Annotated in this window: 26 protein-coding genes and 2 pseudogenes; 16 read left to right on the top strand and 12 right to left on the bottom strand. The window is 68.8% G+C overall.

Going from position 1 to position 26,987, the window contains the following annotated elements; translation table 11 throughout:
- The first annotated feature begins 91 nt into the window (after positions 1–91).
- The 6 genes and pseudogenes from B1A86_RS03140 to B1A86_RS03115 form a co-directional block, all read left to right on the top strand.
- Positions 92–958 carry a F510_1955 family glycosylhydrolase gene (locus B1A86_RS03140; protein WP_036340675.1) on the top strand — a complete coding sequence of 289 codons (867 nt, stop codon included), beginning with the start codon at positions 92–94 and terminating at the stop codon, positions 956–958.
- A gap of 612 nt (positions 959–1,570) precedes the next feature.
- On the top strand, positions 1,571–3,136 hold the full coding sequence (locus tag B1A86_RS03135; RefSeq protein WP_078026185.1) for a multicopper oxidase family protein: 1,566 nt from the start codon (positions 1,571–1,573) through the stop codon (positions 3,134–3,136).
- A gap of 221 nt (positions 3,137–3,357) precedes the next feature.
- Complete coding sequence (locus tag B1A86_RS03130) at positions 3,358–3,657, top strand: transposase (RefSeq protein WP_049147108.1); 300 nt, start codon at positions 3,358–3,360, stop codon at positions 3,655–3,657.
- Positions 3,654–4,337, top strand: a complete 684-nt coding sequence (locus B1A86_RS03125; protein WP_089529288.1) for a DDE-type integrase/transposase/recombinase — start codon at positions 3,654–3,656, stop codon at positions 4,335–4,337. Before B1A86_RS03130 ends, B1A86_RS03125 begins: the two co-directional genes overlap by 4 nt.
- A 205-nt stretch (positions 4,338–4,542) precedes the next feature.
- Positions 4,543–5,745 (top strand): IS30 family transposase, encoded by a 1,203-nt coding sequence (locus tag B1A86_RS03120; RefSeq protein ID WP_138976788.1) that lies wholly within the window; start codon positions 4,543–4,545, stop codon positions 5,743–5,745.
- A gap of 4 nt (positions 5,746–5,749) precedes the next feature.
- A pseudogene (locus B1A86_RS03115) lies at positions 5,750–6,043 on the top strand (integrase core domain-containing protein); the annotation flags it as partial.
- A gap of 392 nt (positions 6,044–6,435) precedes the next feature.
- Here B1A86_RS03115 and B1A86_RS03110 read toward each other — a convergent pair.
- On the bottom strand, positions 6,436–7,683 hold the full coding sequence (locus B1A86_RS03110; RefSeq protein WP_145930911.1) for an IS256 family transposase: 1,248 nt from the start codon (positions 7,681–7,683) through the stop codon (positions 6,436–6,438).
- 359 nt (positions 7,684–8,042) lie between these two features.
- Between B1A86_RS03110 and B1A86_RS03105 the strand changes: the two genes are divergently transcribed.
- Complete coding sequence (locus B1A86_RS03105; protein ID WP_078025637.1) at positions 8,043–8,315, top strand: hypothetical protein; 273 nt, start codon at positions 8,043–8,045, stop codon at positions 8,313–8,315.
- A gap of 139 nt (positions 8,316–8,454) precedes the next feature.
- On the opposite strand, the gene B1A86_RS03100 is transcribed toward B1A86_RS03105, so the two are convergent.
- Both B1A86_RS03100 and B1A86_RS03095 read right to left on the bottom strand, forming a co-directional pair.
- Positions 8,455–9,537: a YaaC family protein gene (locus tag B1A86_RS03100; protein WP_371705211.1), complete on the bottom strand. Its 1,083-nt coding sequence runs from the start codon at positions 9,535–9,537 to the stop codon at positions 8,455–8,457.
- A gap of 177 nt (positions 9,538–9,714) precedes the next feature.
- On the bottom strand, positions 9,715–10,287 hold the full coding sequence (locus tag B1A86_RS03095) for a recombinase family protein (RefSeq protein ID WP_078025635.1): 573 nt from the start codon (positions 10,285–10,287) through the stop codon (positions 9,715–9,717).
- 540 nt (positions 10,288–10,827) lie between these two features.
- Here B1A86_RS03095 and B1A86_RS03090 point away from each other — a divergent pair.
- Together B1A86_RS03090 and B1A86_RS03085 are read left to right on the top strand one after the other, a co-directional pair.
- Positions 10,828–11,043, top strand: coding sequence for a hypothetical protein (locus B1A86_RS03090; RefSeq protein WP_036334324.1), 216 nt, complete (start codon positions 10,828–10,830; stop codon positions 11,041–11,043).
- Positions 11,040–11,303, top strand: a complete 264-nt coding sequence (locus B1A86_RS03085) for a hypothetical protein (protein WP_246836844.1) — start codon at positions 11,040–11,042, stop codon at positions 11,301–11,303. The genes B1A86_RS03090 and B1A86_RS03085 overlap by 4 nt, the downstream gene beginning before the upstream one ends.
- A 304-nt stretch (positions 11,304–11,607) precedes the next feature.
- Here the strand turns inward: B1A86_RS03085 and B1A86_RS03080 are convergent, their stop codons facing one another.
- The 7 genes from B1A86_RS03080 to B1A86_RS03050 form a co-directional block, all read right to left on the bottom strand.
- Complete coding sequence (locus tag B1A86_RS03080; protein WP_036341590.1) at positions 11,608–12,210, bottom strand: cadmium resistance transporter; 603 nt, start codon at positions 12,208–12,210, stop codon at positions 11,608–11,610.
- On the bottom strand, positions 12,207–12,566 hold the full coding sequence (locus B1A86_RS03075; protein ID WP_017488126.1) for a helix-turn-helix transcriptional regulator: 360 nt from the start codon (positions 12,564–12,566) through the stop codon (positions 12,207–12,209). The genes B1A86_RS03080 and B1A86_RS03075 overlap by 4 nt, the downstream gene beginning before the upstream one ends.
- Positions 12,567–12,764: 198 nt before the next feature.
- Positions 12,765–13,673 carry a cation diffusion facilitator family transporter gene (locus B1A86_RS03070; RefSeq protein WP_078025634.1) on the bottom strand — a complete coding sequence of 303 codons (909 nt, stop codon included), beginning with the start codon at positions 13,671–13,673 and terminating at the stop codon, positions 12,765–12,767.
- Positions 13,674–13,708: 35 nt separating this feature from the next.
- Positions 13,709–14,095, bottom strand: a complete 387-nt coding sequence (locus B1A86_RS03065) for a helix-turn-helix transcriptional regulator (protein WP_036334883.1) — start codon at positions 14,093–14,095, stop codon at positions 13,709–13,711.
- Between the two features lie 55 nt (positions 14,096–14,150).
- Positions 14,151–14,813: a vitamin K epoxide reductase family protein gene (locus tag B1A86_RS03060; protein ID WP_002856944.1), complete on the bottom strand. Its 663-nt coding sequence runs from the start codon at positions 14,811–14,813 to the stop codon at positions 14,151–14,153.
- Positions 14,814–14,854: 41 nt separating this feature from the next.
- Entirely contained in the window at positions 14,855–15,601 is a 747-nt protein-coding gene (locus B1A86_RS03055) for a thioredoxin domain-containing protein (protein ID WP_002856942.1), read from the bottom strand.
- Between the two features lie 48 nt (positions 15,602–15,649).
- Complete coding sequence (locus tag B1A86_RS03050; protein ID WP_002856941.1) at positions 15,650–16,399, bottom strand: cytochrome c biogenesis CcdA family protein; 750 nt, start codon at positions 16,397–16,399, stop codon at positions 15,650–15,652.
- 153 nt (positions 16,400–16,552) lie between these two features.
- Between B1A86_RS03050 and B1A86_RS03045 the strand changes: the two genes are divergently transcribed.
- The 4 genes from B1A86_RS03045 to B1A86_RS03030 all read left to right on the top strand — a co-directional run bounded on the left by B1A86_RS03045 (position 16,553) and on the right by B1A86_RS03030 (position 20,967).
- Positions 16,553–16,915, top strand: coding sequence for a helix-turn-helix transcriptional regulator (locus tag B1A86_RS03045; RefSeq protein ID WP_002856933.1), 363 nt, complete (start codon positions 16,553–16,555; stop codon positions 16,913–16,915).
- Positions 16,912–18,861, top strand: a complete 1,950-nt coding sequence (locus tag B1A86_RS03040; RefSeq protein ID WP_002856926.1) for a cation-translocating P-type ATPase — start codon at positions 16,912–16,914, stop codon at positions 18,859–18,861. Before B1A86_RS03045 ends, B1A86_RS03040 begins: the two co-directional genes overlap by 4 nt.
- A 181-nt stretch (positions 18,862–19,042) precedes the next feature.
- Positions 19,043–19,516: a signal peptidase II gene (locus tag B1A86_RS03035; protein WP_232502401.1), complete on the top strand. Its 474-nt coding sequence runs from the start codon at positions 19,043–19,045 to the stop codon at positions 19,514–19,516.
- A 236-nt stretch (positions 19,517–19,752) separates the two neighbouring features.
- Entirely contained in the window at positions 19,753–20,967 is a 1,215-nt protein-coding gene (locus B1A86_RS03030; RefSeq protein ID WP_158183611.1) for a cytochrome P450, read from the top strand.
- Positions 20,968–21,342: 375 nt separating this feature from the next.
- On the opposite strand, the gene B1A86_RS03025 is transcribed toward B1A86_RS03030, so the two are convergent.
- A complete protein-coding gene (locus B1A86_RS03025) occupies positions 21,343–22,710 on the bottom strand; it encodes a coenzyme F390 synthetase (RefSeq protein WP_002854330.1) in 1,368 nt (455 codons plus the stop codon).
- A gap of 270 nt (positions 22,711–22,980) precedes the next feature.
- Between B1A86_RS03025 and B1A86_RS03020 the strand changes: the two genes are divergently transcribed.
- On the top strand, positions 22,981–23,421 hold the full coding sequence (locus tag B1A86_RS03020) for a class I SAM-dependent methyltransferase (protein ID WP_168196727.1): 441 nt from the start codon (positions 22,981–22,983) through the stop codon (positions 23,419–23,421).
- Between the two features lie 29 nt (positions 23,422–23,450).
- Here B1A86_RS03020 and B1A86_RS03015 read toward each other — a convergent pair whose 3' ends face one another.
- Positions 23,451–24,704 (bottom strand): IS256 family transposase, encoded by a 1,254-nt coding sequence (locus B1A86_RS03015; protein ID WP_078025632.1) that lies wholly within the window; start codon positions 24,702–24,704, stop codon positions 23,451–23,453.
- A gap of 685 nt (positions 24,705–25,389) precedes the next feature.
- Between B1A86_RS03015 and B1A86_RS03005 the strand changes: the two genes are divergently transcribed.
- Complete coding sequence (locus B1A86_RS03005) at positions 25,390–26,643, top strand: IS256 family transposase (protein ID WP_002854328.1); 1,254 nt, start codon at positions 25,390–25,392, stop codon at positions 26,641–26,643.
- 49 nt (positions 26,644–26,692) lie between these two features.
- Positions 26,693–26,794, top strand: a pseudogene (locus B1A86_RS11600) (IS5/IS1182 family transposase); the annotation flags it as partial.
- Between the last annotated feature and the right edge of the window lie 193 nt (positions 26,795–26,987).

Here is a 26,987-nt window from a genome sequence, read left to right as displayed (position 1 = left end):
TCGAATCTTCAAGGCAAACCGCCCCATCCCGGCGCGTCACCGGCCGACAATGGTAGAAGCCCCGCCTTTTGGCCCGGGGCGGAAAGGCTCCATGACCCCCCTGACCCGCAGAACCCTGATCGCCGGCGGGCTGACCCTGCTCGGCGCTGGCACCCTCACCGCCTGCGCCGCGCCGAACCCCGCGACATCCCCGGCGGCCGGCACCGGCACGCAGGGCACCGGCACGGCCATCACCCACGTCCATGCCCTCACCCGGGACCCCGAGTCCGGTGAGGTGCTGCTGGCCACCCACCAGGGCCTGTTCCGGCTCCAGGACGGGGAGCTGACCCAGGTCGGTCCGGTCGTGGACTTCATGGGTTTCACTCTGACTCCCGAGGGCCGCTACCTGGCCTCGGGTCACCCCGCGCCGCGCACCGACCTGCCCGAGCCGCTGGGCCTGGCCGAGTCCACCGACCGGGGCCAGAGCTGGACGGTGCTCTCCCGCGGCGGCGCATCCGATTTCCACGCCCTGGCCGCCGGCCCGAACGGGGTCCTCGGCTTCGATGGGCAACTGCGCGCCAGCACCGACGGCCTCACCTGGCAGAGCCTTGAGATCCCCGTCGCCCCGGCATCGCTGGCGATCTCCCCCAAAACCGGGACCGTGCTGGCCACCACCGAAACCGGCATGTTGCGCTCGACCGACCACGGCGCGACCTGGACCACCCTGGACACCCCCCAGCTGATGCACCTGGTCGCCTGGGCCGATGACACCACCGCCGTGGGCGCCGGCACCGAGGGACACCTGCTGACCAGCACCGACGCCGGCGACACCTGGACCGCCAGCGACCGCCCGGTCGGCACGGCCACCGCCCTGGGAACGGGCATCACCGACGACGGGCAGACCGAAGCACTGCTGGTCGTCGGCTCGACCGTGCTGTCCACCACGGACGGCGGGAACACCACCGAATCGCTGCTGTGACCTCCCCCCGCCGCCCCCTGTCCGGCTGGCCCGCCCTTCGAACCGTTCTGGGCACCCTCGTGTTGATCCTGGGCCTGCTCGGGATGCACGCTGGTACGGGCACCAGCGCGGCTTGGGCCGCCACCGGTACGGCCGCCGCCACAACTGTTCATCACCTCGGGCCGGGGGCCATCGGTCCGGCCGGCATGGTGCCCGAGGTCGTGCTCCCGGCCGAGCCTGCCGGGGATGAGGCAGCCGACCCCGGGCTGCCGGTCTGTGCCCTGGAGGCCGTGGACGATACCTGCGCCTCGGCCCTGACCAAGGCACCTGTCGTGTCCCACTTGGCCTCCCGGGCCCTCCTGCCTAGCCCCGGTGGGGGACTGACCGCACCACCCCTGCCCTGGGTTGCCCATTTCCGGCCCCCGTGGACCCTTCACTGGCTCAACTGGCCGTCAGCCGCACCTAAAGCCCCCGGCCGCGCCCCACCGGTGAGCGCAGGGTCCGCCAATACCTCCGGGTGACAGCGGCACGCAGCCCCGGTACGCCACCGGCCTCACCCAGCAACTGATCAGCCATGCCCGGCCCCGTCGCGCCCGCCTGCGACACGGGGCCGGATGACGGAAAGAAGAACCGATGACCTCCTCACTGACCACCCGCCGCACCTTCCTGGGCGCCTCCGTCGGGGCCCTGGCGCTGGCCGGGCTGGCCGCCTGCGCCGATCCCGCCATCAGCCCCCAACCGTCAGGGCGCATCCTGCCCACCGACCCGCTGGTCGCCGAGTACGAGAAACGACGCGCCGCCTCGGGCACCACCGTCACCCACCGGCTCTCCGCCGCACCCCTCGAGACCTCCCTCCAGGGTCGGGGCCTGACCACCTGGGGATACAACGACGGCCTCAACGGGCCGCTGCTGCGCGCCCAGACCGGGGACCTGCTCAAGGTCAGCGTCGCCAACGACCTGCCCGAGGACACGAGCGTGCACTGGCACGGGCTGGCCCTGCGCAACGACGCCGACGGAGTCCAGGGGGTGACCCAGGACCCCATCGCCGCCGGAGGACGCTATACGTACGGCTTCCGGCTGTCCCATCCGGGCACGTACTGGTACCACTCCCACTTCGACACCCAGCGCGAACGCGCCCTGTACGGGGCCCTGATCGTCGAGGACCCCAACGAGCCCCTCAGCTACGACCAGGAATGGGTCGTGATCCTGGACGACTGGCTCGACGGGATCACCGGAACACCGCAGGACGTCGTCGAGGAACTCTCCGCCGGGATGGACATGTCCGGCGACATGGAGGGCATGGCCGGCATGGCGGGCATGGACCACGGGTCCATGAGCCAGGACAGCTCCTCGGGCATGCCCATGAAGCACATGCTCATGGGCGCTGAGAGCGACTATCTGGGCGGGGACGCCGGCGACGTGAAGATCCCCGTGCACCTGTTCAACGGCCGCCCCCCATCCGACCCGGACACCTTCTCCAGCACCCCGGGCAACCGGATCCGCCTGCGCTTGATCAACGCGGCCGGAGACACCGCCTACCGGGTCGGGATCCCCGGCCAGGAACTGACCATCACCCACACCGACGGGTTCCCGGTCCAGCCCCGCCAGGCCGATACCGTCGTCCTGGGGATGGGCGAACGCCTGGACGTGCTGATCACCCTCGGCGACCAGGCGGTGCCCGTACTGGCCCTGCCCGAGGGCAAGACCGGCCACGCCTACGGCATCATCGCAGCCGGTCCAAAGACCACGCTCTCCGGTCGGCTCCCACAGACCCTGGGCGGAACCGTGCTCGATGGCAGCCGACTGAAGGCACACGAATCCGTCCTGCTCCCACCCAAGGACCCGACCACGACCCACGAGGTACGCCTCACCGGATCGATGATGGAGTACGACTGGGGCATCAACGGGCGACGCTTCGACCCGGCCAACCCCTTCGAGGGCGCCTTCGAACTCCGGTTGGACGAACGCGTGCGGGTCACGATGACCAACGACACCGACATGTGGCACCCCATGCACCTGCACGGCCACACCTTCCAGCTGGCCGACCATGGCGCCCGCAAGGACACGGTCATCATCAAACCCCGGCAAACCATCGTCTTCGACTTCGAGGCGGACAACCCGGGCCAGTGGCTAACCCACTGCCACAACGCCTACCACGCCGAGGCCGGGATGATGGGCGTCTTCTCCTACATCCACTGACCCTCCCGCCCGGCCCACACCCCTCCATCCACGGGGGCATCGCACGGTGGCCGCCCAGGAAAGAACATGCCTTTATCGCTCACCCCCACCCACCGTGCCCAGCCCGCCCGAGACCTCTGGCCCGGCACCCCCGTCCTGACCCGTAGGAGGAAAGGGTCTGCCGTGAGTTTGGTTGACATCTGATCTGTGGTCCCGGGAGGGACTGCTGGAAGGATGACCCCATGCCCGCTGCATACCCCCGAGAGTTCCGCCAGGACGTGGTCGCGATCGCCCGTAAGGGTCAGATACCGATCGCGCAGGTCGCGAAGGACTTCGGCATCGCCGAGTCCTGCCTACGGCGCTGGCTGGCCCAGGATGATGTCGAGGCCGGGATCCGGCCCGGCATCACCAAGGCTGAGAACGAGGAGCTGAAGGCTCTCAAGCGCCGCAACCGCGAGTTGGAGATGGAGAACGAGGTCCTACGGCGTGCGGCCGCGTATCTGTCCCAGGCGAACCTGAAATTGGGTCAGTCCCCAAAATGACCTATCCCGTCGTGAAGGACCTGGCCCGCGACGGGATTCCCGTGAAACTCTCCTGCCGGGTCCTCGGGTTCTCTCGTCAGGCCTACTACCAGTGGCTGGCCGAACCTGTCAGCGCGCGGGAATGGTCCGACGCGCATGCTGCCAACGCCGTCCTCGATGCCCATGCCGGTGACCCGGAGTTCGGATACCGGTTCCTGGCTGATGAGCTCCGCGGCCGTGGCCTGGCCGTGTCGGACCATCAGGTGTTGAAGGCCTGTCGGCTCGTGCGTGTCCGCTGCTGCCACTGGTTCCGTCGCGGCTCGGGCAAGCGTCCTGGCCCTGCCGTTCATGATGATCTGGTTCGTCGTGAGTTCCGCGCTGAGAAGCCGAACCAGCTGTGGCTCACGGACATCTCAGAGCATTGGGCCGGGGATTCCAAGCTCTATCTCTGCGCGGTCAAGGACGTGTTCTCGAACCGGATCGTGGGCTACTCGATCAATCGGCGGATGAGCTCGCAGCTGGCTTTGGATGCCCTGCAGATGGCTCTGGCCCGGCGTGGAGGCAAGGCCGAGGTGCAGGGTTGCCGGGTGCATTCGGATCGAGGGTCGCAAGGTGGATTCAATCGGTCGTCGCAACACCCTCTCGGAATCACTGGAGGTATGGGCGATGGCAAGCAAGGACTGGGCGAGGAAGATCAGTGACGTGCCCGAGGGGACACGTCGGCAGTGGAGAGCGGATCGGGCCTTGCGGGCCCCGATGCGCTCTCCTGGCAGGCCGCAGCCCTCACGGGAGGTCCAACGCCAGTTCTGGCGTGTAATCGCCACCGGTGTCACCACGGTCGAGGCATCCCTGACTGTGGGCGTGTCCTGGCCCGTCGGGGCGCGCTGGTTCCGTCACGCTGGCGGGATGACCCCGCTGTCCTTAGCCGAGCCCACCGGCCGGTATCTGTCCTTCGCTGAGCGTGAAGAGATCGCAATCCTCCATGCCCAGGGCCAGGGGGTCCGTCAGATCGCACGCACGCTGGGACGTGACCCGGGCACGATCAGCCGTGAGCTGCGCCGTAACTGCGCCACTCGTTCCGGGAAGCAGGAGTACCGGGCCACGGTGGCGCAGTGGAAGGCCCAGGAAGCTGCCAGGCGGCCCAAGCCGGCGAAGCTGGCCACGAACCAGCGACTGCACGACTACGTCCAGGCACGCCTGAACGGGGTGGTCCTGGGCCCCGATGGCGTGGCCGTGCCGGGACCGGTCGGGCCCGGTTTCAAGGGGCGGAAGATGAAACCGCGCCGGGCGGACCGGCGGTGGTCCACGGCGTGGAGCCCTGAGCAGATCAGCCACCGGCTGCGCCTGGAGTTCCCGGATGATGTGTCCATGCGGATCTCTCATGAAGCGATCTATCAGTCCCTGTTCATCCAGGGGCGTGGGGCGCTCAAGCGTGAACTCGTCGCGTGCCTGCGTACCGGGCGGGCTCTGCGCGAGCCGCGGGCACGTACCCGGAACAAGCCCCAGGGCCACGTCACCGAGGACGTGGTGTTCAGCAAGCGCCCACCCGAGGCCGCTGATCGTGCTGTGCCCGGGCACTGGGAAGGGGACCTGATCATCGGGACCGAGCGTTCAGCGATCGGGACTCTGGCCGAGCGCAAGAGCCGGGCCACGATCCTGGTCCACTTGCCCCGCCTGGAGGGATGGGGTGAGCGGCCGCCGGTGAAGAACGGGCCGTCGCTGGGTGGGTACGGGGCTGAGGCGATGACCGCGGCCCTGATCAAGGCGATGGCGACGGTGCCGGAGCAGCTGCGTCAGAGCTTGACGTGGGATCGGGGCAAGGAGCTGGCCGGGCATGTCCAGTTCACGATGGCCACGGGCACGAAGGTGTTCTTCGCTGACCCCCACTCGCCGTGGCAGCGGCCGACGAACGAGAACACGAACGGGGTGCTGCGGCAGTACTTCCCCAAGGGCACGGACCTGTCGAGATGGTCGGCCGAGGACCTCGCAGCAGTCGCGTACACGCTGAACAACAGGCCCAGGAAGGTCCTGGACTGGAAGACTCCCGCGGAGGTCTTCGCCGAGCAGCTACGCTCGCTCTCAACGCACGGTGTTGCAACGACCGGTTGAACCCGCCCAATTTCGCTCCAGGCGGTTCGTGGAGACGCTGCGGGTCAACGGCCTGGTCGGGTCGATGGGCAGGGTCGGTGCTGCTGGGGACAACGCGGCAATGGAATCCTTCTTCGCGCTGTTGCAGAAGAACGTGCTGAACCGGCGTCGCTGGCAGTCCTTCGACCAGCTCCGGCTCGCGATCGTGAGCTGGATCGAGCGGACCTATCACCGCCGTCGTAGGCAGGCCCGTCTCGGGAAGCTCACCCCTGTCGAGTTCGAGATGGTTCAATCAGTCCAGGCGGTTGCCGCCGCCTGATAGCTCGTGTCAAGCAAACTCATGGCAGACCCCCAGCACGAGACCAGGCCCGCGGACCGTCACCGGCCAATGCATAGAGGCATCTGACAGGGCGATCGTTCATCGACGCCAGATGGCCCAGGGCACCCCGCGACCCAGAACCGCCATCTAGTTGTTGTGGGTCATGAGGTTCTTGGCACGAGGCCCGGGCTGAGATGAGACGAGCGGGCCCCGCCCGGCAGGATGGAAGTTCCTCAACAACCCCTCCGCTGGAAAGAGCCCGCTCATGACCCACGCTAACGCACCCCTGACCCCCACCGGCCGTCTCAGGATGAAGCGTCCCGGGTTTCGTGCCGCTCCTATGTGGGGGTCAAGTCCCTGGAAGTGGTGTAACGACCTTCAAGGCATGAGAGTCAGGCCAGGGTCGGCATCACCTCCGCGCTCGCTCCGGTTGTCGAGGGGGTGTCCGGGTCCTGGTTAGAGCAGCGGGCCAACAACTCGAGTCCGAGATAGCGGCGGCCTTCGGCCCATTCATCGGTCTGTTCGGCCAGCACGGCCCCTACGAGCCGGATCACGGCGTCTCGGTTCGGGAAGATCCCTACCGCGTCCGTGCGTCGCCGGATCTCCCGGTTCAGCCGCTCGGCGGGGTTGTTCGACCAGATCTGGGACCACACGTCCCTCGGGAACGAGGTGAACGCGAGGATGTCCTCTCGTGCTGCATCGAGGTGCCCAGCCACCGCGGGCAGCCGATCGGTCACGTAGTCCAACAGGCGCTCGAACTGGGCCTGCACGGCCGGCCCGTCGGGCTGGTCGTACACGCTGTGCAGCATGGCCTTCACCGCCGGCCACATGCTCTTCGGGGTCACGGCCATCAGATTCGCCGCGTAATGGGTGCGGCAGCGTTGCCACACGGCCCCGGGCAGGTTCGCCGCCACGGCTTCCACGAGGCCGCGATGGGAGTCCGAGGTCACCAGTGCCACCCCGGCCAGCCCCCGGGCCACCAGGTCCGCGAAGAACTCGTTCCACCCCGCCCCGGACTCCGTGGTGGCCACCCTCAGCCCGAGGACCTCGCGGCGCCCGTCCGCGTTGACCCCGGTGGCGACCATGGCCACCGCGTTGACCACACGCCCGCCCTCACGCACCTTCATGGTCAGGGCGTCGGCGGCGAGGAACACGAACGGGCCGGCCTCGCCCAGCGGCCGGTGACGGAAAGCCTCGATGTGCTCGTCCAACTCCTGTGCCATCCGGCTGACCTGGGACTTCGAGAGCGAGTCGATGCCCAGCTGCCGTACGAGCTTGTCCATGCGCCGGGTCGAGACCCCGGCCAGGTAGCAGTCCGCGACCACGGTGATCAGTGCGGACTCGGCCCGTTTGCGGCGCTCGAGCAGCCATTCGGGGAAGTACGTGCCGGCCCGGAGTTTGGGGATGGCCACATCGATCGTGCCGGCGCGGGTGTCCAGGGGTCGGTGGCGGTAGCCGTTGCGCTGCGCTGTCCGATGTTCGGAGGGCTTGCCGTACTCGGCGCCGCAGACCGCGTCCGCGTCGGCGGAGAGCAGGGCGTTGATCACGGTCTGCAGCAGGTGGCGCAACAGATCGGGAGAGGCCTCCCCGAGAGCTTCGCGCAGAAGGCGTTCAGGGTCGACAATGTGTGGAGCGGTCATCGTGGTGATGTCCTTTCGAGAGTGCTGTGGAAGGTTCACTCGAAGGCTCCCACGGTGACCGCGTCCGTGAAGGGGACGGTGTTGGCGACCGGGGAGGGTTACACCACTATCAGGGACTCAACTCCATGAGGAGGGCGTAGGCCTTCGCGCAGCGCCCTCTGGCCACTCTCACCCCGTAGAGGTACCCGCCGATGAGCCAGGGTGTAGACGCGGAGGACGTCGCGCCGCCGCGGTGGCGGCGTGACATCGAGAGCGGGCAACGCAGGAACGGCGGGTGAGACGCCATCACGACACGGGGGCACGGTCACCCTTCCTTTCTCGACCGACGAAATCGAAGATCGCACGCATAAGGTAAGAGCATGATGAGTTCTCAGAAGGACACAGCCACCCTTAAGGTCCAGGATGTTCACCAGCTGCAGGCGATCGCCGAAGCTGCAGCGCGCATCGCCGAGCAGCTCGCTGGCGAAGGGGCCGCCGAAAGCGTGCGAGACGCTATCCGCGCGGTCGACGACCAGCTGGGTGACTACGCCGGCCATTGGGACGAGTACGCCGCAGTGAACGATTGGAGCTCAACCATCAAGGGTGGATTGGGGAACCACGTAAAGGCAGTCCCCGCGACAGATCTCTTCTGACGAATGGGCTGAGAGACGGTGGCACGCCGCCGAAGTAGCGGCGTCCGGTCACCGGCGCAATCGAAGGTTTGCGGCGGCTGCGCTCGCCCGCCTTACCCTCTCCGAGCGCCACTAACGGCGGGAGTGATGGGCGTGCCGACTACTGTCGTCCGCCGCCGAGGTCGACGAAGGCCTCGAACAACAGATCGGGCACTTTCTCACTGGCAAAGGACACGAGCTGTTCAAGGGGAACAGCAAGGGTGCTCTTATCGACGTCCAGGGTCGCCCTCCACGCCGCCGGGTGGTACCGCACCAGGTTCGACAGGCCATAGAGGACTAGCCACCATGTGACCAGCGGATCTTGCGCCGAGTCGTTCCCGCCGACGCCAGGAAGCACCTCCCCGTAGGGCGAACCAGAGGGGCCGTGCTCCGCGGAGACCACATCCAAAATGCTCCTCACCCACTGCGCCTGGGTGCCGGCCTTCCCATCACCGCTGACATCCCATGTGACCGTGATGGACGAGCTCCCGTGTGGGTAGCTCCACGGCTCGCTCACATGCCGTGGAGTACCCAGCTTGGCGAGTGCGGGGTACGGCCGGAGCCATTCGCGGATCTCCTCCACACCGGGTGCGGCACCTGTCCGGCGACCGACCCCCGGGTATCCCACATCTACTTGTTCATCCCGGGTGGTCAGGTGGGCTGGCACGGGCGAGAGGGTGAGTTCTCCTGTCGCAGGTGAGGTGTGGGGGTTCCTCTGCGCCCCGCTCTCACCGCCCTCGACCCGTAACCGATTCGTGTCGCCTGCAGGGGGAACCACAGTGAAGGCGAAGTAACCGAGGGCGCCGATCAGCCTCCCCAGCGAGACCGGCTCCTGGAGAAGAGGGGATTTGCGGATAGAGGCGACCTCCGTGGCCAGCCCTGCTCCATTTGGTGCGATCATGACCTCCCCCAAGTCCGCTTGTTCTCCATATGGGGGATCCACCATGTTGAAAGTGAGCCCGTGGCCTGCACTGGGCTTGACTGCGGCGGCGGCGCACAGCGCTTGTCCTGCCTGACCCAGACCATAGAAGAGTAGAAGTGGCCTCGTTTCCGGGCCGACCGAGGCTGCGGCCATCCAGAACTGTTCGGCCTGCTCTAGTCCCGCGCTGAACAGCTCGCCCCGGGCGCCCCTCTTAGCCAGCGGAGGGCGATTGGCCCGCAACGCACGCAGGGACGTAGGCCAGGCGTCTGAATGACCTCTCATTCAGAGGACACTACGTCATGCCCCGGGAGTCCGCCTGGGAGCGATTCAAGCGTTAGATCATGTCCCGCTGGCGGGATGACGACGCACAGGCCCGGACCTTTTCGCCTCCGAGCCGGGTCGGCGCAATCGAAGGTTTACACCGGGGATACCGTCGCCTCTAAGGGAAGCTCCCAGCGGTCACCCTGACTCGAAGCGGCGCAACGAGGTGTACAGCGTCTGCCGGCTCACCCCGAACGTGCGCGCCACCTCAGCCTTCGGGATCCCCATCTCGATCATCACCCGAGCCTGCTCCACGTCGGTGCCCGAGAGCTTCGGGGCCTGCACGTACTTGCCTCTCGCCTTGGCCAGGGCGATGCCCTCGGCCTGGCGCTCCTTGATCCTTCGACGCTCGAACTCAGCGAACGCCGCCAGAATGCCCAGCATCAGCCCGTCCACCGGAGAGGTGCCGGACTTGTCCACGGTGATCCGCTCGGACACGAATTGCACCGCGCACCCCTTACCCGTGAGCTCGTCCACGATGGCGTACAGGTCCCGCGTGTCCCGTCCCAGCCGGTCCATGGAGGCGACCTTCACCAGGTCTCCCTCCCGCACGTACTGCATCAGCTCCGCCAACCCGGTGCGCTTGGCGCGGGAGCTGCCCGAGATCTTGTCCTGGAAGATCCGGTCGCACTCCCCCACCGCCTCGAGTTGGCGATCCAGGTTCTGCTCCGCCGAGCTCACCCGCACGTACCCCACAGTCTGTCCAACCACGTCTCAGACCCTCCGACGCTTGTGTCCAACAGACCCGATTGGGACCGTCTCTGACGTGATGGTCTCGTGACCGGGCAGGGTGTGTAAAGGGGTATACCCGCTTGGACATTCCCACTGCGCCCGCCTCCCGCCACTGAAGTCTGGAGGAGACACCGCGAAGCCATTCGGATATAGAGCCGACCGCACATCCCTCGCCGGCGCGTAGTGTCTTCTGGAAGCCCGCGACGAAATGACTCCGATCAAGATCTTGTGGATAAAGACGTGGACAGAGCTACCGGATACCCCAAAATCTCGGGCCTGCGGCAGATTCCAGGCCGTCCTGACACGAGTCAGTGACCGGCAGTGAGAGCTCCCACTTAATGCGTCCGGGTTCCACGATAGAATTCCGTTAGAGCACCAAAGCCCTGGACCCTCCAGGGTGGAGGGCGCAGGGCTCGGTGTCTAGTTTGGCGGCTAGGCTTCGGACTCTACCGCCCTCACCGCCGCGCTCAGGATGGGTGACACCCGGTTAACGGGACACCTAGAACAGGAGTCGAGCCCATGGGCAAGACCGTTCACCGCAGTGCCAGCACGGGCCGGTTCGTGAAGACCTCCACGGCCAAGCGCAATCCGCGGACCACCACTACCGAGACGATCCCCTCACCCGGCGGAGCGACCCGTTCGGTGGGCCGTTCGGCCATCACGGGCCGCTTCGTCACCACTTCCACCGTCGCACGTCACCCCGGAACCACCATCACCCAGCAGGTGTCCCGATGAGCGCCCGGGTGAAGATCTCGGGAAATCTGGAGCGCGAGCTGCAGCGAGCCGTCCAGGACACGATGACCACGTTGGCCAAGGACTACCAGAGGATGCTCGATCAGTTGGGCCAGCAGTACGCCGGTGCGCCGGTGGAAGAGATCAAGGCGGTGCTGCGGACGCGGTGGTCCCGCATCAGCGGGACCATCAGTGATCCTGAGCTGAGCATCTATGCCCAGCACATCAGCGAAGGCACCCCGATCACGGTGCGCACTTCCTGACTCAACGCTGAACAGCGGGCCAGCCTCTGCAGAGGCTGGCCCGCTGTTCTCGTTGGAGCACAGGGTCGGCCCCTGCCCATGGGGAGCGCTGGCGCTTGTTGTCCAGGGCGACAAAATCGGTCGTTTGTGGCGGGCGTCCGGGATGCGACGGGGCTGTGGCTTCGTTCGCTTGGTGGCGGGGTTTTTGCAGCGCTCCGTGGCGGTCTTGTTGCCGCGATCACGCAGGACTGGCTGCAGGTAGGTGTCGCGGTCTGAACCGAGAGGGGTGCGCCCGGTCGGGGCCGTTTGGATCGCTGCCGCTACGTCAGAGTCCGAAGGCTCCGCCGCTGACGAGGATCACGATGCCGAGGCCGATGAGAACGATGGGGAAGAGGATGTTCTCCCAGCGTTCGAGCACTTCGGCGATCGGGGGGCGGGTGGCGACGAACTTTGCCAGGGCCACCAGGACCGCGACGAGCGCGAGGAAGACGATGCAGTAGGCGACTACTGCGAGAGGTTCCACGCTGAGGAAGACAGGGGTGTAGACGCCGATGTTGTCGCCGCCGTTGGCAAGGGTGACGCCTGCGACTGTCCACACGCCGACCTTCTTGCCGGCAACCTTGGCCTCGTCGTCATCGTCGTCATCGTCTCCGCGCCAGGCCTGCCATGCGGCCCAGAGGCCGAGGCCCAGAGGGATGAGGCCGAAGTACGGGATGGCTGCCGGGGGCAGGAATGCTCCGGCGCCGATGGTCACCAGGACCGCGGCACCGAGGATGCCGGCGAATCCGAGGTACTGGCCGGCCAGAATGCGGGCGGTAGTGCCGCGCTGGCCTGCCCCTCGCGCGAAGAAGAGGGAGAGCACGATGATGTCGTCGATGTTGGTCGCTGCGAACAGGCCCATCGCCTGCAAGACCGAGGTGAGGCTCATGCGCCCTCCCCAGCTGCGTCGCATCCGGGAAGCGAGCAGGCGGGATCGATGCACGGGGCGTCTTCGTCCACTGCCAGGGTGGCATCGACCAGTGCCGTCAGCGCCTGCGCCAGGTGCGAATCGGCGATCTCATATCGTGTCCGACGACCCTCGGGCTCGGAGACGACGATCCCGCAATCGCGCAGGCATGCCAGGTGGTTGGACACGTTCGGGCGTGTCAGGTCCAGATCTCGGGCCAGCTCCGCCGGGTAAGCGGGATGGTCGAGCAGGGTCAAGATGATCCGGGATCGAGTGGGGTCGGCCAGTGCACGACCCAGGCGGTTCATCACGTCGAGACGCGAAGCAATAGTCATCATGGACTGAACTATACAACGCGCACTGAATACTCGGTCACAGGCGTCAGCCCAGATCGCATGCCCGTAAGGGGATCCAGGACCGGGCCCCGAAGGCGGCGGCCAGCCCGGCCAGGTACAGGGCCAGGGCGAGGGCGGCGGTGGTGGCGGTCATGCGGGTCCCCTCGGGATCGTGCGCTGTGCTCCCCGACCCCGACGGGGTCAGTGGTGGGTGGGGTGTTCGTGATGGGCGTGGGCGGCGGGTTCGAGTTGGAAGGTGGAGTGGTCGACCCCGACGTCGAAGTGCTCGGCGACGCAGTGCTGGAGCTGGTCCAGGATCTGAGGGGCGTGCCCGTCGTGGAAGCAGGAGTCCTCCACGACGATGTGGGCGCTGAGCACGGGCACCCCGGTGGCGATCTGGGAGGCGTGCAGGTCGTGCACGGACACCACGTGCGGCAGCGCCTGGAGGTGAGTCCGCACTTCGGCCAGATCCAGGCCTCGGGGGGTGGATTCGAGCAGGATCCGGGTGGTCTCGCCCAGGATCTTCAGGGTGCGCGGGACGATGAGCACGGCGATGAGCATCCCGGCCACGGCATCGGCCCGGGTCCAGCCGGTGGCGGCGATGACCAGGGCGCTGGCGATCACCGCGACCGAGCCCAGCGCGTCGTTGAGGACCTCCAGGAACGCGGCGCGCATGTTCAGGTTGGCCCCGCGGCCGGAGCCGAGCACGGCCAGCGAGGCGAGGTTGCCGACCAGGCCCAGGATCCCGAAGGCCAGCAGGGGCCCGGAGGCGACCTCGGGTGGGGCGAACAGGCGCTGCAGGCCCTCGATGAAGGCGTAGGTGCCCACGGCCAGCAGGACCGCGGCCTGGGCCAGGGCGGCCAGCACCTCGGCCCGCAGGAACCCCCAGGTGCGCCGGGTGGTGGGCGGGCGGGCCATCAGGGTGGCCGCCAGCAGGGCCATCAACAGCCCGCCGGCGTCGGTGAGCATGTGCGCGGCGTCCACCAGCAGGGCCAGGCTGCCGGTGAGCACCGCGCCGACCACCTCGGCCAGCAGCACCGCCGTGGTGATGCCGAAGGCGATCGCCAGCCGCCCGCGGTGCCCCGTCGGGGCATGGTGGTGGGATCCCATGACCGGGACCTCCTTTCCGGGGGAAGCGGTAGGCGTCAGTGCCCGGCGTCGTGCGGGAGGGCGCCGGTCGCAGCGGGGCCGGAGTGCGGGCAGAGCTCGACGGCGTGCCCGGTGACCGTCAGCAGCCGTTCGGCGGCGGCCAACACCTCCAGCAGCTCGGGTTCGGCGGCCAGGGAGTACAGCGAGGCCCGGCCCACCGGCCGGGAGGACACCAGTCCGCAGCCGGTCAGGCAGGCCAGGTGCGCGCTGACCGTGGACTGGGCCAGCCCGAGGTGCTCGGTCAGCTCGCGCACCTTGTGCTCCCCGGTGGCCAGGTGGCGCAGGATCGCCAGCCGGGTGGGGTCGGAGAACCCGTGGAACAGGGCCGCGGCCGGCCCCAGGCCCGCCGTCGGGGACACCCCCGGCTCTTTAATCATCGTCATGTGACGATGATAGCGCCTGTTGTCGATAGTGACGAGGTGGTGCCCCCGGGCGCGGTCAGAGGCCGGTGAAGGCGGGCAGGAACTGGACGAAGACGGAGCCGGCGACGGCGACGTAGGCGACGGCGATGAGGGTCCCGGCCCAGCCGGTCGCGAACCGGACCACCCCGGGCGGGGCGGGGATCACGCCGTGGGCCAGGTTGCGGGCGGTGAGCAGGATGAACAGCGGGATCATGGCCGCCCAGACGATCATGCAGTACAGGCACAGGATGTAGATCTCGTACAGGGCCTGGAACCACAGCCAGGCCACGAACCCCATCCCCAGGGTGACCCCGGCCTGCAACCCGGCCCAGTACCCGCGGCCGGGCCGGGCCCCGGAGAGCACCACCATCGCGGTGGCGATCACCACGGCGAAGGCCACGATCCCGATCAGCGGGTTCGGGAAGCCGAACAGCTCGGACTGCCAGGTGCCCATCACCCGCCCGCAGGACACCCACGGGTTGATGTCACAGCTGGTGGTGTGACCGGGGTTCTCGTACAGGGCCAGGCGCTCGAGGACCAGGATCGCCGAGGCGACCCAGCCGACCACCCCGGTGACCAGCAGCACCACACCGAACGGGCGGTGCCGGGCAGCCACCGGCATCCCCGCCTCCTCGGAGGCCGGCCCGGTGTCGACCCGGTGCTCGATGGGATGGTCCGTGGGGATCGTGGGGGTGGTCATGGGCGATTCGGCGCCGGGGGCAGGCGTGCGCACGGGGCGGCTCAGTTGCTCGCGGCCGCGTCGACCTCGGCGCGGAACTGCTCGAGCGTGTTCAGCGTGAGCACCTGCCCGTCCAGGAAGAAGGTCGGGGTGCCCTGCACGCCCAGGGCGACCCCGTCGGCCACGTCGGCCTCGATGCGGGCGCGGGTGGCCGGGTCGGCCACCGCCTTGTCGTAGGCGGTCATGTCCAGGCCCAGGTCCTCGGCGTAGCCGCGGAACACCGGGCTGCGGTCCTGACCGGTGTGGCTCCACTGCTCCTGGGTGTCGAACATCTTCTGGTACATCGCCTCGTACGCCCCCTGCTGGGCGGCGGCCTCCACGGCCACGGCCGCGGTCATCGAGTTCGGGTGCCCCGGCAGCGGGAAGTACCGGTGCACGAAGGTCACCGTGTCGGCGTACTCGGCACGCAGTTCCTCCACGACCGGGTGGGCGGCCTTGCAGCCCTCGCACTCGAAGTCCAGGAACTCCACCAGCACGGCCTTCTCGTTCGGGGCCTGGGAGAGCACCCGGCTGTCGGGGCGCACCACCGGTGCGGCCTCCGAGGCCGCGGTCTGGCCGGTCCCGGAAGACGCGGCCTGGCCGGCCTGCGCCGGGGCAGCCTCCGGGGTGGACGGGGCCCGGGCGGCGAAAAAGGCCACCACCCCGGCCAGCACCAGGGCAGCCAGCACGACCCAGACGATGATCTTGGCCCGGCGCTGCCGGTTCGGGGCGGAGGCGGCCTTGGCCGGGGTGGGGTCGGTGGAAGTCACGATCGGTCCAATCCGTGGGGTCGGGAGTCAGGGGCAGGGCAGGGAGGGTTAGACGGGGGTGGTGAAGGTGCCGGCGAGGTTCTGCAGCTGGTAGATCCACAGGGTCCAGATCCCGGTGACCATCAGGACCCCGACCAGCACCAGCAGGATCCCGCCGATGATATTAAAGGCCCGGATGTGGCGGCGGACGAAGCCCAGGGTGCGGGTGACCCAGTCCAGGCCCATCGCCACCAGGACGAAGGGGATCCCCAGCCCGAGGCAGTAGAGGAAACCCAGCAGGGCCCCGCGCCAGGGGTCCCCGGTGGTGGTGCTCAACGCCAGCACGGCACTGAGGGTGGGCCCCATGCACGGAGTCCACCCCAGGCCGAAGACCACTCCGAGCAGCGGGGCCCCGACGATCCCGGTCTTGGGTTGGAAGGACATCCGCCGGGTGTTCTGCAAGAAGGGCAGCCAGCCAATGAGGACCAGGCCCATCAGGACCACGAACACCCCCAGGGCCCGGATCAGCGCGTCCTGCCATTGCAGCAGCCACCCGCCGATCACCCCGAAGGCGGCCCCGTAGAAAGTGAAGACCGCGGCGAAGCCCAGGATGAACAGTCCCACCCCAGTCATCACCCGGCGCCGATTGTCCGCCCGCCGCGGGTCGGCCAGCCCGGAGACATAGCCCAGGTAGCCGGGCACCAGTGGAAGGATGCACGGGGAGAGGAAGGACACCAGTCCGGCGATCGCGGCGAGCGGCATCGCGACCAGCAGCGCCCCGGACTGGACCATCTCGGCGAAGAACCCACCCAGACTCATGCCCGCCCTCCCCGACCCCGGTAGGGGCGATACGGGCAGGCGCGGCGGCAACGGGCAGTCACGGAGAGTCCTCACAGGGTCAACGGGTCGGGGCCAGCCGGTCCGGGCGAAACCCCCGCAAGACACTACAGCACAGGCTGTATAGTTCACCGTATGCTGACGATTGCGACACGGTTAGACGTGATGAACCGGCTGGGTCGGGCGATGGCCGACCCCACCCGGTCCCGTATCCTGCTGAACCTGCTGGAGGGCCCCGGGTACCCGGCCGAACTGGCCCAGGCCCTGGGGCTGACCCGATCGAACGTGTCCAACCACCTGGCTTGCCTGCGGGACTGCGGGATCGTGGCCGCCGAACACCAGGGCCGCCGCACCCGGTACGCGATCGTCGATGCGCACCTGGCCCGGGCGCTGAGCGCCCTGCTCGAGGTGACCCTCGCCGTGGATGCCTCCGCCCCCTGCCTGGACCCGGGCTGCCCGGTGCCCGGGTGCTGCGACACGGGGCAGGTGGCCTCATGAGTTCGGCCTGCGGCTGCGAGGCCCCGACCCCCGGTGCACCCGAGGAGCCCGAAGAGCACCGGCCGTGGTGGCGGGATGCGGCCATCCTGCTCCCGGTGCTCTCCGGGGTGGCGTTTATCGCCGGGCTGGTCCTGGAATGGTCGGGGGCCGGTTTGGTGGCCACGGTGGTGTTCTGGGTCGGGCTGGTGCTGGGCGCCTGGACCTTCGTGCCCGGGGCGCTGCGCGGGCTGTTCACCCGGGGCCGGCTCGGGATCGGGCTGCTGATGACGATCAGCGCCATCGGCGCGGTGATCCTGGGCTACATCGAGGAGGCCGCCGCCCTGGCGTTCTTGTACTCCATCGCCGAGGCCCTGGAAGACAAGGCCATGGACCGGGCCCGGGCCGGGCTGCGCGCCCTGCTCAAGCTCGTGCCCGAGACCGCGACCATCCGCCAGGGTGGGGCCACGGTGCAGGTCGAGGCCAAGGACCTGCATCCCGGGCAGGTGCTCGTGGTCCGGCCCGGGGAACGCATCGCCACCGACGGGATCGTGCGTACCGGGCGCAGTTCCCTGGACACCTCGGCGATCACCGGGGAGTCCATCCCGGTCGAGGTCGGCCCGGGAGACACCGTCTCGGCCGGGTCGATCAACACCTCCGGGGCCCTGGAGATCGACGCGACCGCCGCCGGCACCGACAACTCCCTGACCACTATCGTGCACCTGGTCGAACAGGCCCAGACCGAGAAGGGCGCCCGGGCCCGCCTGGCCGACCGGATCGCGAAGCCCCTGGTGCCCGGGGTGCTCGTCCTGGCCGTGCTGGTCGCGGCCCTGGGGTCCCTGTTCGGGGACCCGGAACTGTGGATCACCCGCGCCCTGGTGGTGCTGGTGGCCGCCTCCCCCTGCGCCTTGGCCATCGCGGTCCCGGTCACGGTGGTCTCCGCGATCGGCGCGGCCAGCCGGTTCGGGGTCGTCATCAAGTCCGGGGCCGCCTTCGAGCGCCTCGGCGGGATCCGCCACCTGGCCGTGGACAAGACCGGGACCCTGACCCGCAACCAGCCCACCGTCACCGCCGTGCTCACCACCCCCGGCCTCACCGAGGATCAGGTGCTGGGCTGGGCCGCCGCGCTGGAACAGCACAGCACCCACCCGCTGGCCGCGGCCATCATCGCCGCCGCCCCCGACGCACCCGGGGCCAAGGCCGTCACCGAGACCGCCGGGCACGGCATCACCGGCCGTATCGACGGGGCCACGATCACGGTCGGCAGCCCCCGCTGGCTCGACCCCGGGCCCCTGGCCGCCCAGGTCCAGCAGCTGGAGGACCAGGGCATGACCGTGGTCATCATCCACCGCGACGGGACGGTCGCCGGAGCGATCGGGGTCCGTGACGAACTGCGCCCCGAGGTCCCCGCCGTCGTGACCACCCTGACCGGCCAGGGCATCGGCCTGACGATGCTCACCGGGGACAACGCCCGCACCGCCCGGGCGATCGCTGCCCAGGCCGGCATCGGCGACGTTCGCGCCGAGCTGCGCCCCGAGGACAAGGCCGCCGCCGTCGGTCAGCTGACCGGCACCCGGCCCACCGCGATGATCGGGGACGGCATCAACGACGCCCCCGCCCTGGCCGCCGCCGAGGTCGGCATCGCCATGGGCGCCACCGGCTCGGACGCGGCCATCGAGTCCGCGGACGTGGCCTTCACCGGTCACGATCTGCGCCTGATCCCCCAGGCCTTGGCCCACGCCCGCCGCGGCCGGGCCATCATGAACCAGAACATCGTCCTGTCGCTGCTGATCATCGGAGTGCTGCTGCCGTTGGCCATCACCGGCATGCTCGGCCTGGCCGCCGTGGTCCTGGTGCACGAGGTCGCCGAGGTCATCGTCATCGGCAACGGCCTGCGTGCGGCCACCACCCGACGCACCGCCCTGGCATCCCTCACCGACCGGCAGGCCCAACGCTCCACCGTGGGATGAGCTCCCACCGTGCCTGCGGGGTAGATGCTCCGCAGGCACGGTGAGACCCGGCCTGCCCGCGCCGTCCGGTACCTTCCAGTGACTGCGTAGGTCGTGCGGAGGTCGGTCAATCCACTGAGGCGCCGGGAAACGGGCGCACCGCGAAAGGACACGAATGAACCATCGGCGCAGGTACCCCCTGGTGCTCTTGACCGTTGCGATCGGGGCCGGCGTAGTGGTCCTGGACCAGGGGACCAAGTGGTGGGCGGAGAACAGCCTGTCCACGGGTGAGCGAGTCCCGGTCTTGGGTGACCTGCTCGGGCTTCAGTTGGCCTACAACCCCGGGGCGGCGTTCTCGTTGGGGGCCACCTCGACCTGGATCTTCACCGTCATCTCGGCGGTGGCGGTCGCCGCGGCGATCTGGTTCTCCCTCCGGGTCCGCACCGTGTCCTGGGCCCTTCTGGTCGGGTGCCTCGGCGGCGCGGTGACCTCCCACCTGGGCGACCGGCTCCTGCGCCCCCCGTCGTTCGGGCAAGGCCACGTGGTGGACTTCCTCGCATACGGGAACTGGTTCATCGGCAACGTCGCGGACATCTTCATCGTCGGCGGCGCAGCGGCCGCGGTCCTGCTGACCGCCACGAGCCCCGACCGGGACACCGCCGACACCCCGCAGTAAACGCCACCCGGACAACCCTGCCGCCTGCAGTGGCTGCAACCCCACGGCGCCAGCCCGCCGGCACCGGACGAGAGAACACGCTGGTCTTGGCGGGGGTGAGGCCGGTGTGACAGGTTGGTGGCATGCCTGGTGCGACGCCGATCGGCGATGAAGCAGAAGTGCCGACCCTGGGAGCGGTAGACCATCTCCGCGTTCTGACCCGGGTGCTCCTGGGCCCGGTGGTCAAGGGGCCGATCGTGCGCAGACCGGCAGCCGTCGGCCTGGCCGAACGCCTCGATGCCGATGCCGCCGGCGTCGCCGAAATGCAGCGCCTACGGTCCCGCTACGGCGCCGGCCCGGTCCAGCTGCGGATCCCCGGCCGCCGGATCGCGCTACTGCTGGATCCCGCTGATGTGCGCCGTGTTCTCAACGACAGCCCCACCCCCTTCTCGCCGGCCACGCTAGAAAAGCGCGGGGCGCTGAACCACTTCGAGCCGGCCGGCTCCCTCGTCTCGACCCCGCAGCAACGGCTCTCACGCCGACCGTTCAACGAGCAGATCCTAGAAACCCCGCGCCCCGTCCACAGTCATGCCGAGGCGATGAAGGCTGTCATCACCGAAGAGGTCTCCACGCTGGGCGGCCACGTGGACTTCACCGGCACCCTGGACTGGGAGTCCTTCGCGGTGATGTGGGCGCGCATGGTCCGGCGCATCGTGCTCGGCGCCAGCGCCCGCGACGACGACCAGGTCACCGACGACCTGCGCCGGTTGCGCGCCCGCGGCAACTTCTCCTACCTCATGCCGCAGAACCGCCGCCTGCGCGAGCGGTTCCTGCGCCGACTGCAGCACTACATCGAACTGGCCGAGCCCGGCAGTCTGGCCGCCCTGGTCGCGCAGACCCCGGCCCCCGACGAGGCCGTCCCCCACCAGCAGGTCCCGCAGTGGCTCTTCGCCTTCGACGCCGAGGCCTGGGCCACATTCCGGGCCCTGGCCCTGCTCACCAATCATCCAGGCGCCACCGGGACGGCACGCTCGGAGGTGGCCCACGCTCCCGATCTGCCGTTCCTGCGCGCCACCGTGCTGGAGTCCCTGCGGCTGTGGCCCACCACCCCCCTGATCCTGCGCGATAGCACCGCGACGACGCACTGGCGCAACGGGACCCTGCCGCCGGACACCGCGCTGGTCATCTACGCCCCGTTCTTCCACCGCGACGACCAGACCCTGCCCCAAGCCCACCGCTTCAGCCCCGAGCTGTGGCTTCAGGAGCGCGATGACAATGCCTGGCCGCTGGTGCCCTTCAGTGCCGGCCCCGGCATGTGCCCGGGCCGCAACGTGGTGCTGCTGACCTCGTCCCTGGTGCTGGGTGAATTGCTGCGCCAACACGACTTCACGGCCCAGGAACCGCTGGACACCGGCCAGCTGCCCGGCACGCTGAGCCCGTTCTCCTCGCACTTCACCGTGCGCCACGACTGAACTGGCACGTCGTCGAATCCCACCGCCCAGTGCCGGCGCCTGTGGTTCTTCGTCGGGCTTCAGTTCATCCCGTGAGAAGAACAAGGGCCGGCAGATCCGCTGCGGCGATCTGCCCGACCAGCGCCATCGAGTCGCGCGCCGCGGGTTCCTCCCGGCGGCGGGCCGACACGACGGGTCACCCGGCGGGAACCGGCACCGGCCGCCTTTGCGTTCCCCCTTCACCGACCGCAGGCCCGGCCGCCGGGGAAACACGCAGAGTGGACACCACCTCGTACCCCATGAGAGCGGCCGCCTCCAGGTCGGATTCGGCGGGGTGACCAGGGCGGGGTGTGCACGGGCTGCGCAGTTGCCAACGGCTTCGACAGTTACGGCCGGTCACGGAAGCGGGATGACCGCGCGGAACTTGCCACCCGGTGTGGGCTGTGGCGGCCCGTCGCCGCGGGCCACGGTGACGTGGCCGAGCCCGTGGTCCACCAGCAGGCGCCGGATCTCGGTGTGCACCGCTTGCCAGAGGCGTTCCGGGTCGGTTCCGGCCGAGAACTGCATCCGGACCTCGAGGTGTGTGGGGGCGGTGTGCACCAGTTGGACCAGCTCCACGCCGGGAACGCGGTCGACCCAGGCGGTCACGGTCAATGACGTGAGCACCACCGGCTCGCCGGCGGGAGTGTGGAAGGTGAGCAGGTCGGCGGTGCGGCCCCGCACCCGGATGGCGGGCAGCGGGTCCCCACACGGACAGGGATCGGGCCGGACGAAGACGGCGTCGCCGAGGTCGTAGCGCAGGATCGGCTGGACCTTGTTGGCGAGGTTGCTGAGCAAGGTGGTGTGCGAGGGTTGGCCGGGTGGGACCGGGCGGTGATCGGCGTCGACCGATTCCAGAAGCACCCAGTCGCTGTTGACGTGGAGCCACCCGTGCTGGCAGCTGTAGGTGAGGAAGGGGCACTCGGTGGCGGCGTAGCCCTGGCGGACCTTGGCGTTGAACGTCGCGGCGATCCTGTCGTACTCCCCCTCCGGCAGGGCCTCGGCGGAGAGCACGACCAGAGCCGGGTTGATGTGCAGACGGCCGGCGCGCTGCTCGGCGGCCAGTAGCGCGCCCATCGTGGCGTATGGGGCGAGGATGGCCGGGCGGAAGTCGTTGAGCCCGGCGACCAGCTGCGCCATGGGGGTGTGCACGCCGAACACCCCGATCCGGTCGCTGCCCCACCGGTTCTTGCGCAGCGCGGCGGCCGCGGCGGCGGAGGCGTAGTGGCCCCCGGTGGCGTTGACCATGGCGATGCGCCCGCCGCGGGCGAGCATCCGGAGCACATCGGCGGGAGTGAGCCACGTACCGAGTAACCGCGCCAACAGGGCGGTGGTCACCGCGAGGGACCGCTCGTCCCACAGGAAGATGCCCCGGGTGCCCGTGGTTCCGGAGGTGGTTCCCACCGTGTAGCGGCCGAGGAACTTCTCGCCCACCAGGGCAGGGTCCTCGACGAACGCCCGCGCGGCGGACAGGGTGACGGCCCGATCGGTCACCCAGTCATCGAAGTGGCGCATCAGCTCGGCCTTGCCCGTGACCGGCAACAGCACCGGATCCGTGAGCTGCTCGGGTAGGTGCTGGTAGAGCCGGCGATAGAAGGGCGACCGGGCACGGGCGAAGGAGACCATCTCGACAAGGCGCTCGTGCCGGCGCCGGTCGAGCCCCGCCCTGCCCTGGCGGTGGGCGGCGCGAGCATCGCACAGCAACCACAGGCGGCTTTCCGTCATGAACACTCCTTAGCGCTTTCATCAGCGGGACTCCGGTACGGGATCGCCGACCTCAGCCCCGCAGTCCGCGACCAGCGCGGGGAGGTCCAGAGTGAGCGCGAGGACGGCACACCACCAAGCGCGCCCGGCGGACCCCACCGCCACGGACGAAGGCGTTCCCAGCATGGCCTGTCCCCAACGCACCTGGCGGTCCTGGCCTTCCCCCCGATGGGGAGGCCGGATAGTGTCGGGGGCCCCGGCCCTGCAGATCGCCCATGCTGGAGATTGCCCATGCCCAAGATGTCCGGAATCGAAACGGCATTCTGCCGCAGTGCCCTCTGGGGACGTTTCGCCCGCGACATCATCGTGCCCTGGAGCCTTGGAGGGCAAGACCTCGGCGGCGACGTGCTCGAGCTTGGTGCTGGCAGCGGCCAGATGGCAGCAGCCCTGCTGCAGCGGTCCCCGGGGATGCGATTGACGCTGACCGACATCGATGAACGCATGGTCGCCACGGCACGCAGACGCTTCCCGACAAGCCCACGCCTGACGGTACAGCAGGCGGATTCCACGGCCCTTCCCTTCGCGGAATCTTCGTTCGACGTTGTGCTCAGCTTCCTGATGCTGCATCACGTGGTGAACTGGAAGGCGGCGGTAGCGGAAGCCGCTCGGGTGCTCAAGCCAGGGGGCATGCTGATCGGCTATGACCTGACGGCCTGGTCAAGCCCCTCGTGATGGTGTAGCGGTCTGATCCTTCATGGGGGTCAGGCGCTGAGGCCGAGGGTGAGTTCGGTGTCGGGGTCCACCTCGTCTCCGGTGTTGGTCACGGTGGTGAGCCTGCAGCGGGCCAGGACTTCGAGACCGAGGTAGCGTCGACCCTCGGCCCATTCATCGGTCTGCTCGGCCAGCACCGCACCCACTAGCCTGACGATGGCCGCCCGGTTGGGGAAGATGCCCACCGCGTCGGTGCGACGGCGGATCTCCCGGTTGAGCCGCTCGGCCGGGTTGTTCGACCAGACCTGCGTCCAGACGTCCTTCGGGAACGTGGTGAAGGCCAGGATGTCCGCCCGGGCGGCGTCGAGGTGCTCAGCCACGGTGGGCAGCTTCCCGCTCACGTAGTCCAGGAGCCGGTCGAACTGCGCGTGCACGCTGGCCGCATCGGGCTGGTCATAGACCGAGTGCAGCATGGCTTTCACGGCCGGCCACATGTTCTTCGGGGTGATGCCCATCAGGTTCGCCGCGTAATGGGTGCGGCAGCGCTGCCACGTCGCTCCGGGCAGGTTCGCCGCGATGGCGTCCTTGAGTCCGGTGTGGGCGTCAGAAGTGACCAACCGGACCCCGGCCAGGCCGCGGGCGACCAGGTCGGCGAAGAACTCGTTCCACGCCGCCCCGGTCTCCGAGGTGGCGACCCGCAGGCCCAGGACCTCGCGGTGGCCGTCAGCGTTGACCCCGGTGGCCAGCAGCACCACGGCGTTGACCACGCGCCCGCCCTCGCGGACCTTCATGCTCAGCGCATCGGCGGCCACGAACGTGAACGGGCCGGCCACCCCGAGCGGGCGGTGGCGGAAGGCCTCGACCTGCTCGTCGAGCTCGGTGGCCATCCGGGAGACTTGGGACTTGGACAGGGCGTTGACGCCCAGAGTCTTGACCAGCTTGTCCATCCGTCGGGTCGAGACCCCGGCGAGGTAGCAGTCAGCGACCACGGTGATCAGCGCCGACTCCGCTCTCTTCCTGCGTTCAAGTAGCCAGTCCGGGAAGTACGTGCCCGATCTGAGCTTGGGGATGGCCACGTCCAGGGTGCCGACCCGGGTGTCCAGGTCCCGGTGGCGGTACCCGTTCCGCTGAGCAGTGCGCGAGGAGCTGGGCTTGCCCCATTCGGCACCGACCACCGCGTCGGCATCCGCGGACAGCAAGGTGTTGATCATGGTCTGCAGCAGATGGCGCATCATGTCCGGGGACGCTTCAGACAGGGCTTCTCCGAGCAGGCCGGCAGGGTCGAGAATATGAGGAGCGGTCATCGTGATGACTCCATTCGAGGATTCTGTGGAAGGTTGACTCGACGGATCACACGGTGGCCGCGACCACGTCTGAGACGACACGCCCGACCACCGGGCGCTACACCACTATGCGGGACTCAACTGACGGCCTCCCCAACCGCCACATTGCTTCACCTGGTCGATCGATCACCTCACCAGCTCGTGGCCCCTGCCGACCTGGCTGCCACCGCGCGACATGTAGGCCTCGACGTCTCCATCCGTACCGGTTGGGCCGGCCACGTCATGCGATTCCTCGCCCACAAGCACTAACCCCTACCGAGACTCGACAAGGCCAGCGGCGCCGCTTGGTGCCGAAGTCCAGGGAACACCCCTGCGACACCGGGTTGACGAACCTGGACTTCCTCGGGCCGGGCTTCTGCGCCATGGCCGCGGCGCTCGGTCCGCGGCCGAGCGTTCAGCGCTGCGGCCGGTCCGGATCCGCCTCCCGGCAGGGCTGGGCCTCACCGGTATGGTTCGCCGCTGCCCTACCCGGGGAGGCCGGCGTAGGAGTGCAGGCCCGGGAAGTAGATGTTGACGATGGTGAAAGTTGAGTCCCGCATAGTGGTGTAGCGCCCGGTGGTCGGGCACGTCGTTCCAGACGTGGACGCGGCCACCGTGTGATCCTTCGAGTCAACCTCTCACAGAATCCTCGAATGGAGTCATCACGATGACCGCTCCTCATATTGTCGACCCTGCCGGCCTGCTGGGCGAAGCCCTGTCCGAGGCCTCCCCGGACATGATGCGCCACCTGCTGCAGACGATGATCAACACCCTGCTCTGCGCTGACGCCGATGCGGTGGTCGGCGCCGAATGGGGCAAACCCTCCCGTGACCGCACGGCCCAGCGCAATGGGTACCGGCACCGGGACCTGGACACCCGGGTCGGCACCGTGGACGTGGCCATCCCGAAGCTGCGCTCGGGCACCTACTTCCCGGAATGGCTGCTCGAGCGGCGCAAGCGGGCCGAATCGGCGCTGATCACCGTGGTCGCAGACTGCTACCTGGCCGGTGTCTCTACCCGGCGGATGGACAAGCTGGTCAAGACCTTGGGCATCAATGCCCTGTCGAAGTCCCAGGTGTCCCGGATGGCCGCGGACCTCGATGAGCAGGTGGAGGCCTTCCGCCACCGGCCGCTCGGGGAGGCGGGACCGTTCACGTTCGTTGCCGCGGACGCGTTGACGATGAAGGTGCGTGAGGGCGGGCGTGTGGTCAACGCGGTGGTGCTCATCGCCACCGGGGTCAACGGCGACGGCCACCGCGAAGTGTTGGGCCTGCGGGTGGCCACCAGCGAGACCGGGGCGGCGTGGAACGAGTTCTTCGCCGACTTGGTCGCCCGGGGCCTGGCCGGGGTCCGGCTGGTCACCTCTGATGCCCACCCCGGGCTCAAGGACGCCATCGCCGCGAACCTGCCCGGTGCGGTGTGGCAACGCTGCCGCACCCACTACGCGGCGAACCTGATGGGCATCACCCCGAAGAGCATGTGGCCGGCGGTGAAGGCCATGCTCCACTCGGTCTACGACCAGCCCGATGCCGCCAGCGTCAACGCCCAGTTCGACCGGCTGCTGGACTACGTGAGCGAGAAACTGCCGGTGGTGGCCGAGCACCTCGATGCTGCCCGGGCCGACATCCTGGCGTTCACCACATTCCCCAAGGACGTCTGGACCCAGATCTGGTCGAACAACCCGGCCGAGCGGCTCAACCGCGAGATCCGCCGCCGCACCGACGCGGCGGGCATCTTCCCCAACCGGGCGGCCATCGTACGACTGGTGGGCGCGGTGCTGGCCGAGCAGACAGACGAGTGGGCCGAGGGCCGTCGCTACCTCGGCCTGGAGGTCCTGGCCCGCTGCCGACTCACCACCGTCAGCAACACGGGAAGCGAGGTGAACCCCGACACCGCGCCCGCCCTCGAGTTCAGCGCCTGACAACCCCAACGAAGGAATCAGCCGCTACACCACTTCATGGGGCTTGACCGGTCTGGCGACCCGGTATGACAAGTACGCGATCATCTACAGGGCCGCTGTGGTCCTGAATGCTGTGCTCGCATGGTCAAAACGATTGTCAGACATGCCCTAGTGCCAGGCGGCAGGGAACTGCACGCCTGGTATCAGCACCCAATGGTGATAGCTCGATCGCCCACGCACCCGATGCGTGCGCCCCGATGCGCGCACGCGAGGGTAGCGAACCGGCGCCCACTGCACAGCCGGCCGCGCTCATCCGTGCAATGGGGCAGGTCGCTGTTGGCGGTCGACGCTCCACGCCTATTCCC

Source organism: Micrococcus sp. KBS0714, assembly GCF_002008305.4.
GTDB classification, from domain to species: Bacteria; Actinomycetota; Actinomycetes; order Actinomycetales; family Micrococcaceae; genus Micrococcus; species Micrococcus luteus.
This window is presented reverse-complemented; position numbering and strand designations above follow the sequence as displayed.

Excerpts from the sequence above, each read along its gene's own strand:
- B1A86_RS03070 (WP_078025634.1), bottom strand. The coding sequence starts at position 13,673 with ATGGGATCCCACCACCATGCCCCGACGGGGCACCGCGGGCGGCTGGCG.
- B1A86_RS03090 (WP_036334324.1), top strand. The coding sequence starts at position 10,828 with ATGGGCAAGACCGTTCACCGCAGTGCCAGCACGGGCCGGTTCGTGAAG.
- B1A86_RS03020 (WP_168196727.1), top strand. The coding sequence starts at position 22,981 with ATGCCCAAGATGTCCGGAATCGAAACGGCATTCTGCCGCAGTGCCCTC.
- B1A86_RS03080 (WP_036341590.1), bottom strand. The coding sequence starts at position 12,210 with ATGAGCCTCACCTCGGTCTTGCAGGCGATGGGCCTGTTCGCAGCGACC.
- B1A86_RS03135 (WP_078026185.1), top strand. The coding sequence starts at position 1,571 with ATGACCTCCTCACTGACCACCCGCCGCACCTTCCTGGGCGCCTCCGTC.
- B1A86_RS03050 (WP_002856941.1), bottom strand. The coding sequence starts at position 16,399 with ATGAGTCTGGGTGGGTTCTTCGCCGAGATGGTCCAGTCCGGGGCGCTG.
- B1A86_RS03005 (WP_002854328.1), top strand. The coding sequence starts at position 25,390 with ATGACCGCTCCTCATATTGTCGACCCTGCCGGCCTGCTGGGCGAAGCC.
- B1A86_RS03025 (WP_002854330.1), bottom strand. The coding sequence starts at position 22,710 with ATGACGGAAAGCCGCCTGTGGTTGCTGTGCGATGCTCGCGCCGCCCAC.
- B1A86_RS03105 (WP_078025637.1), top strand. The coding sequence starts at position 8,043 with ATGATGAGTTCTCAGAAGGACACAGCCACCCTTAAGGTCCAGGATGTT.
- B1A86_RS03075 (WP_017488126.1), bottom strand. The coding sequence starts at position 12,566 with ATGATGACTATTGCTTCGCGTCTCGACGTGATGAACCGCCTGGGTCGT.
- B1A86_RS03085 (WP_246836844.1), top strand. The coding sequence starts at position 11,040 with ATGAGCGCCCGGGTGAAGATCTCGGGAAATCTGGAGCGCGAGCTGCAG.
- B1A86_RS03140 (WP_036340675.1), top strand. The coding sequence starts at position 92 with ATGACCCCCCTGACCCGCAGAACCCTGATCGCCGGCGGGCTGACCCTG.
- B1A86_RS03100 (WP_371705211.1), bottom strand. The coding sequence starts at position 9,537 with ATGAGAGGTCATTCAGACGCCTGGCCTACGTCCCTGCGTGCGTTGCGG.
- B1A86_RS03040 (WP_002856926.1), top strand. The coding sequence starts at position 16,912 with ATGAGTTCGGCCTGCGGCTGCGAGGCCCCGACCCCCGGTGCACCCGAG.
- B1A86_RS03015 (WP_078025632.1), bottom strand. The coding sequence starts at position 24,704 with ATGACCGCTCCTCATATTCTCGACCCTGCCGGCCTGCTCGGAGAAGCC.
- B1A86_RS03120 (WP_138976788.1), top strand. The coding sequence starts at position 4,543 with ATGACCCCGCTGTCCTTAGCCGAGCCCACCGGCCGGTATCTGTCCTTC.
- B1A86_RS03060 (WP_002856944.1), bottom strand. The coding sequence starts at position 14,813 with ATGACCACCCCCACGATCCCCACGGACCATCCCATCGAGCACCGGGTC.
- B1A86_RS03045 (WP_002856933.1), top strand. The coding sequence starts at position 16,553 with ATGCTGACGATTGCGACACGGTTAGACGTGATGAACCGGCTGGGTCGG.
- B1A86_RS03065 (WP_036334883.1), bottom strand. The coding sequence starts at position 14,095 with ATGACGATGATTAAAGAGCCGGGGGTGTCCCCGACGGCGGGCCTGGGG.
- B1A86_RS03130 (WP_049147108.1), top strand. The coding sequence starts at position 3,358 with ATGCCCGCTGCATACCCCCGAGAGTTCCGCCAGGACGTGGTCGCGATC.
- B1A86_RS03110 (WP_145930911.1), bottom strand. The coding sequence starts at position 7,683 with ATGACCGCTCCACACATTGTCGACCCTGAACGCCTTCTGCGCGAAGCT.
- B1A86_RS03125 (WP_089529288.1), top strand. The coding sequence starts at position 3,654 with ATGACCTATCCCGTCGTGAAGGACCTGGCCCGCGACGGGATTCCCGTG.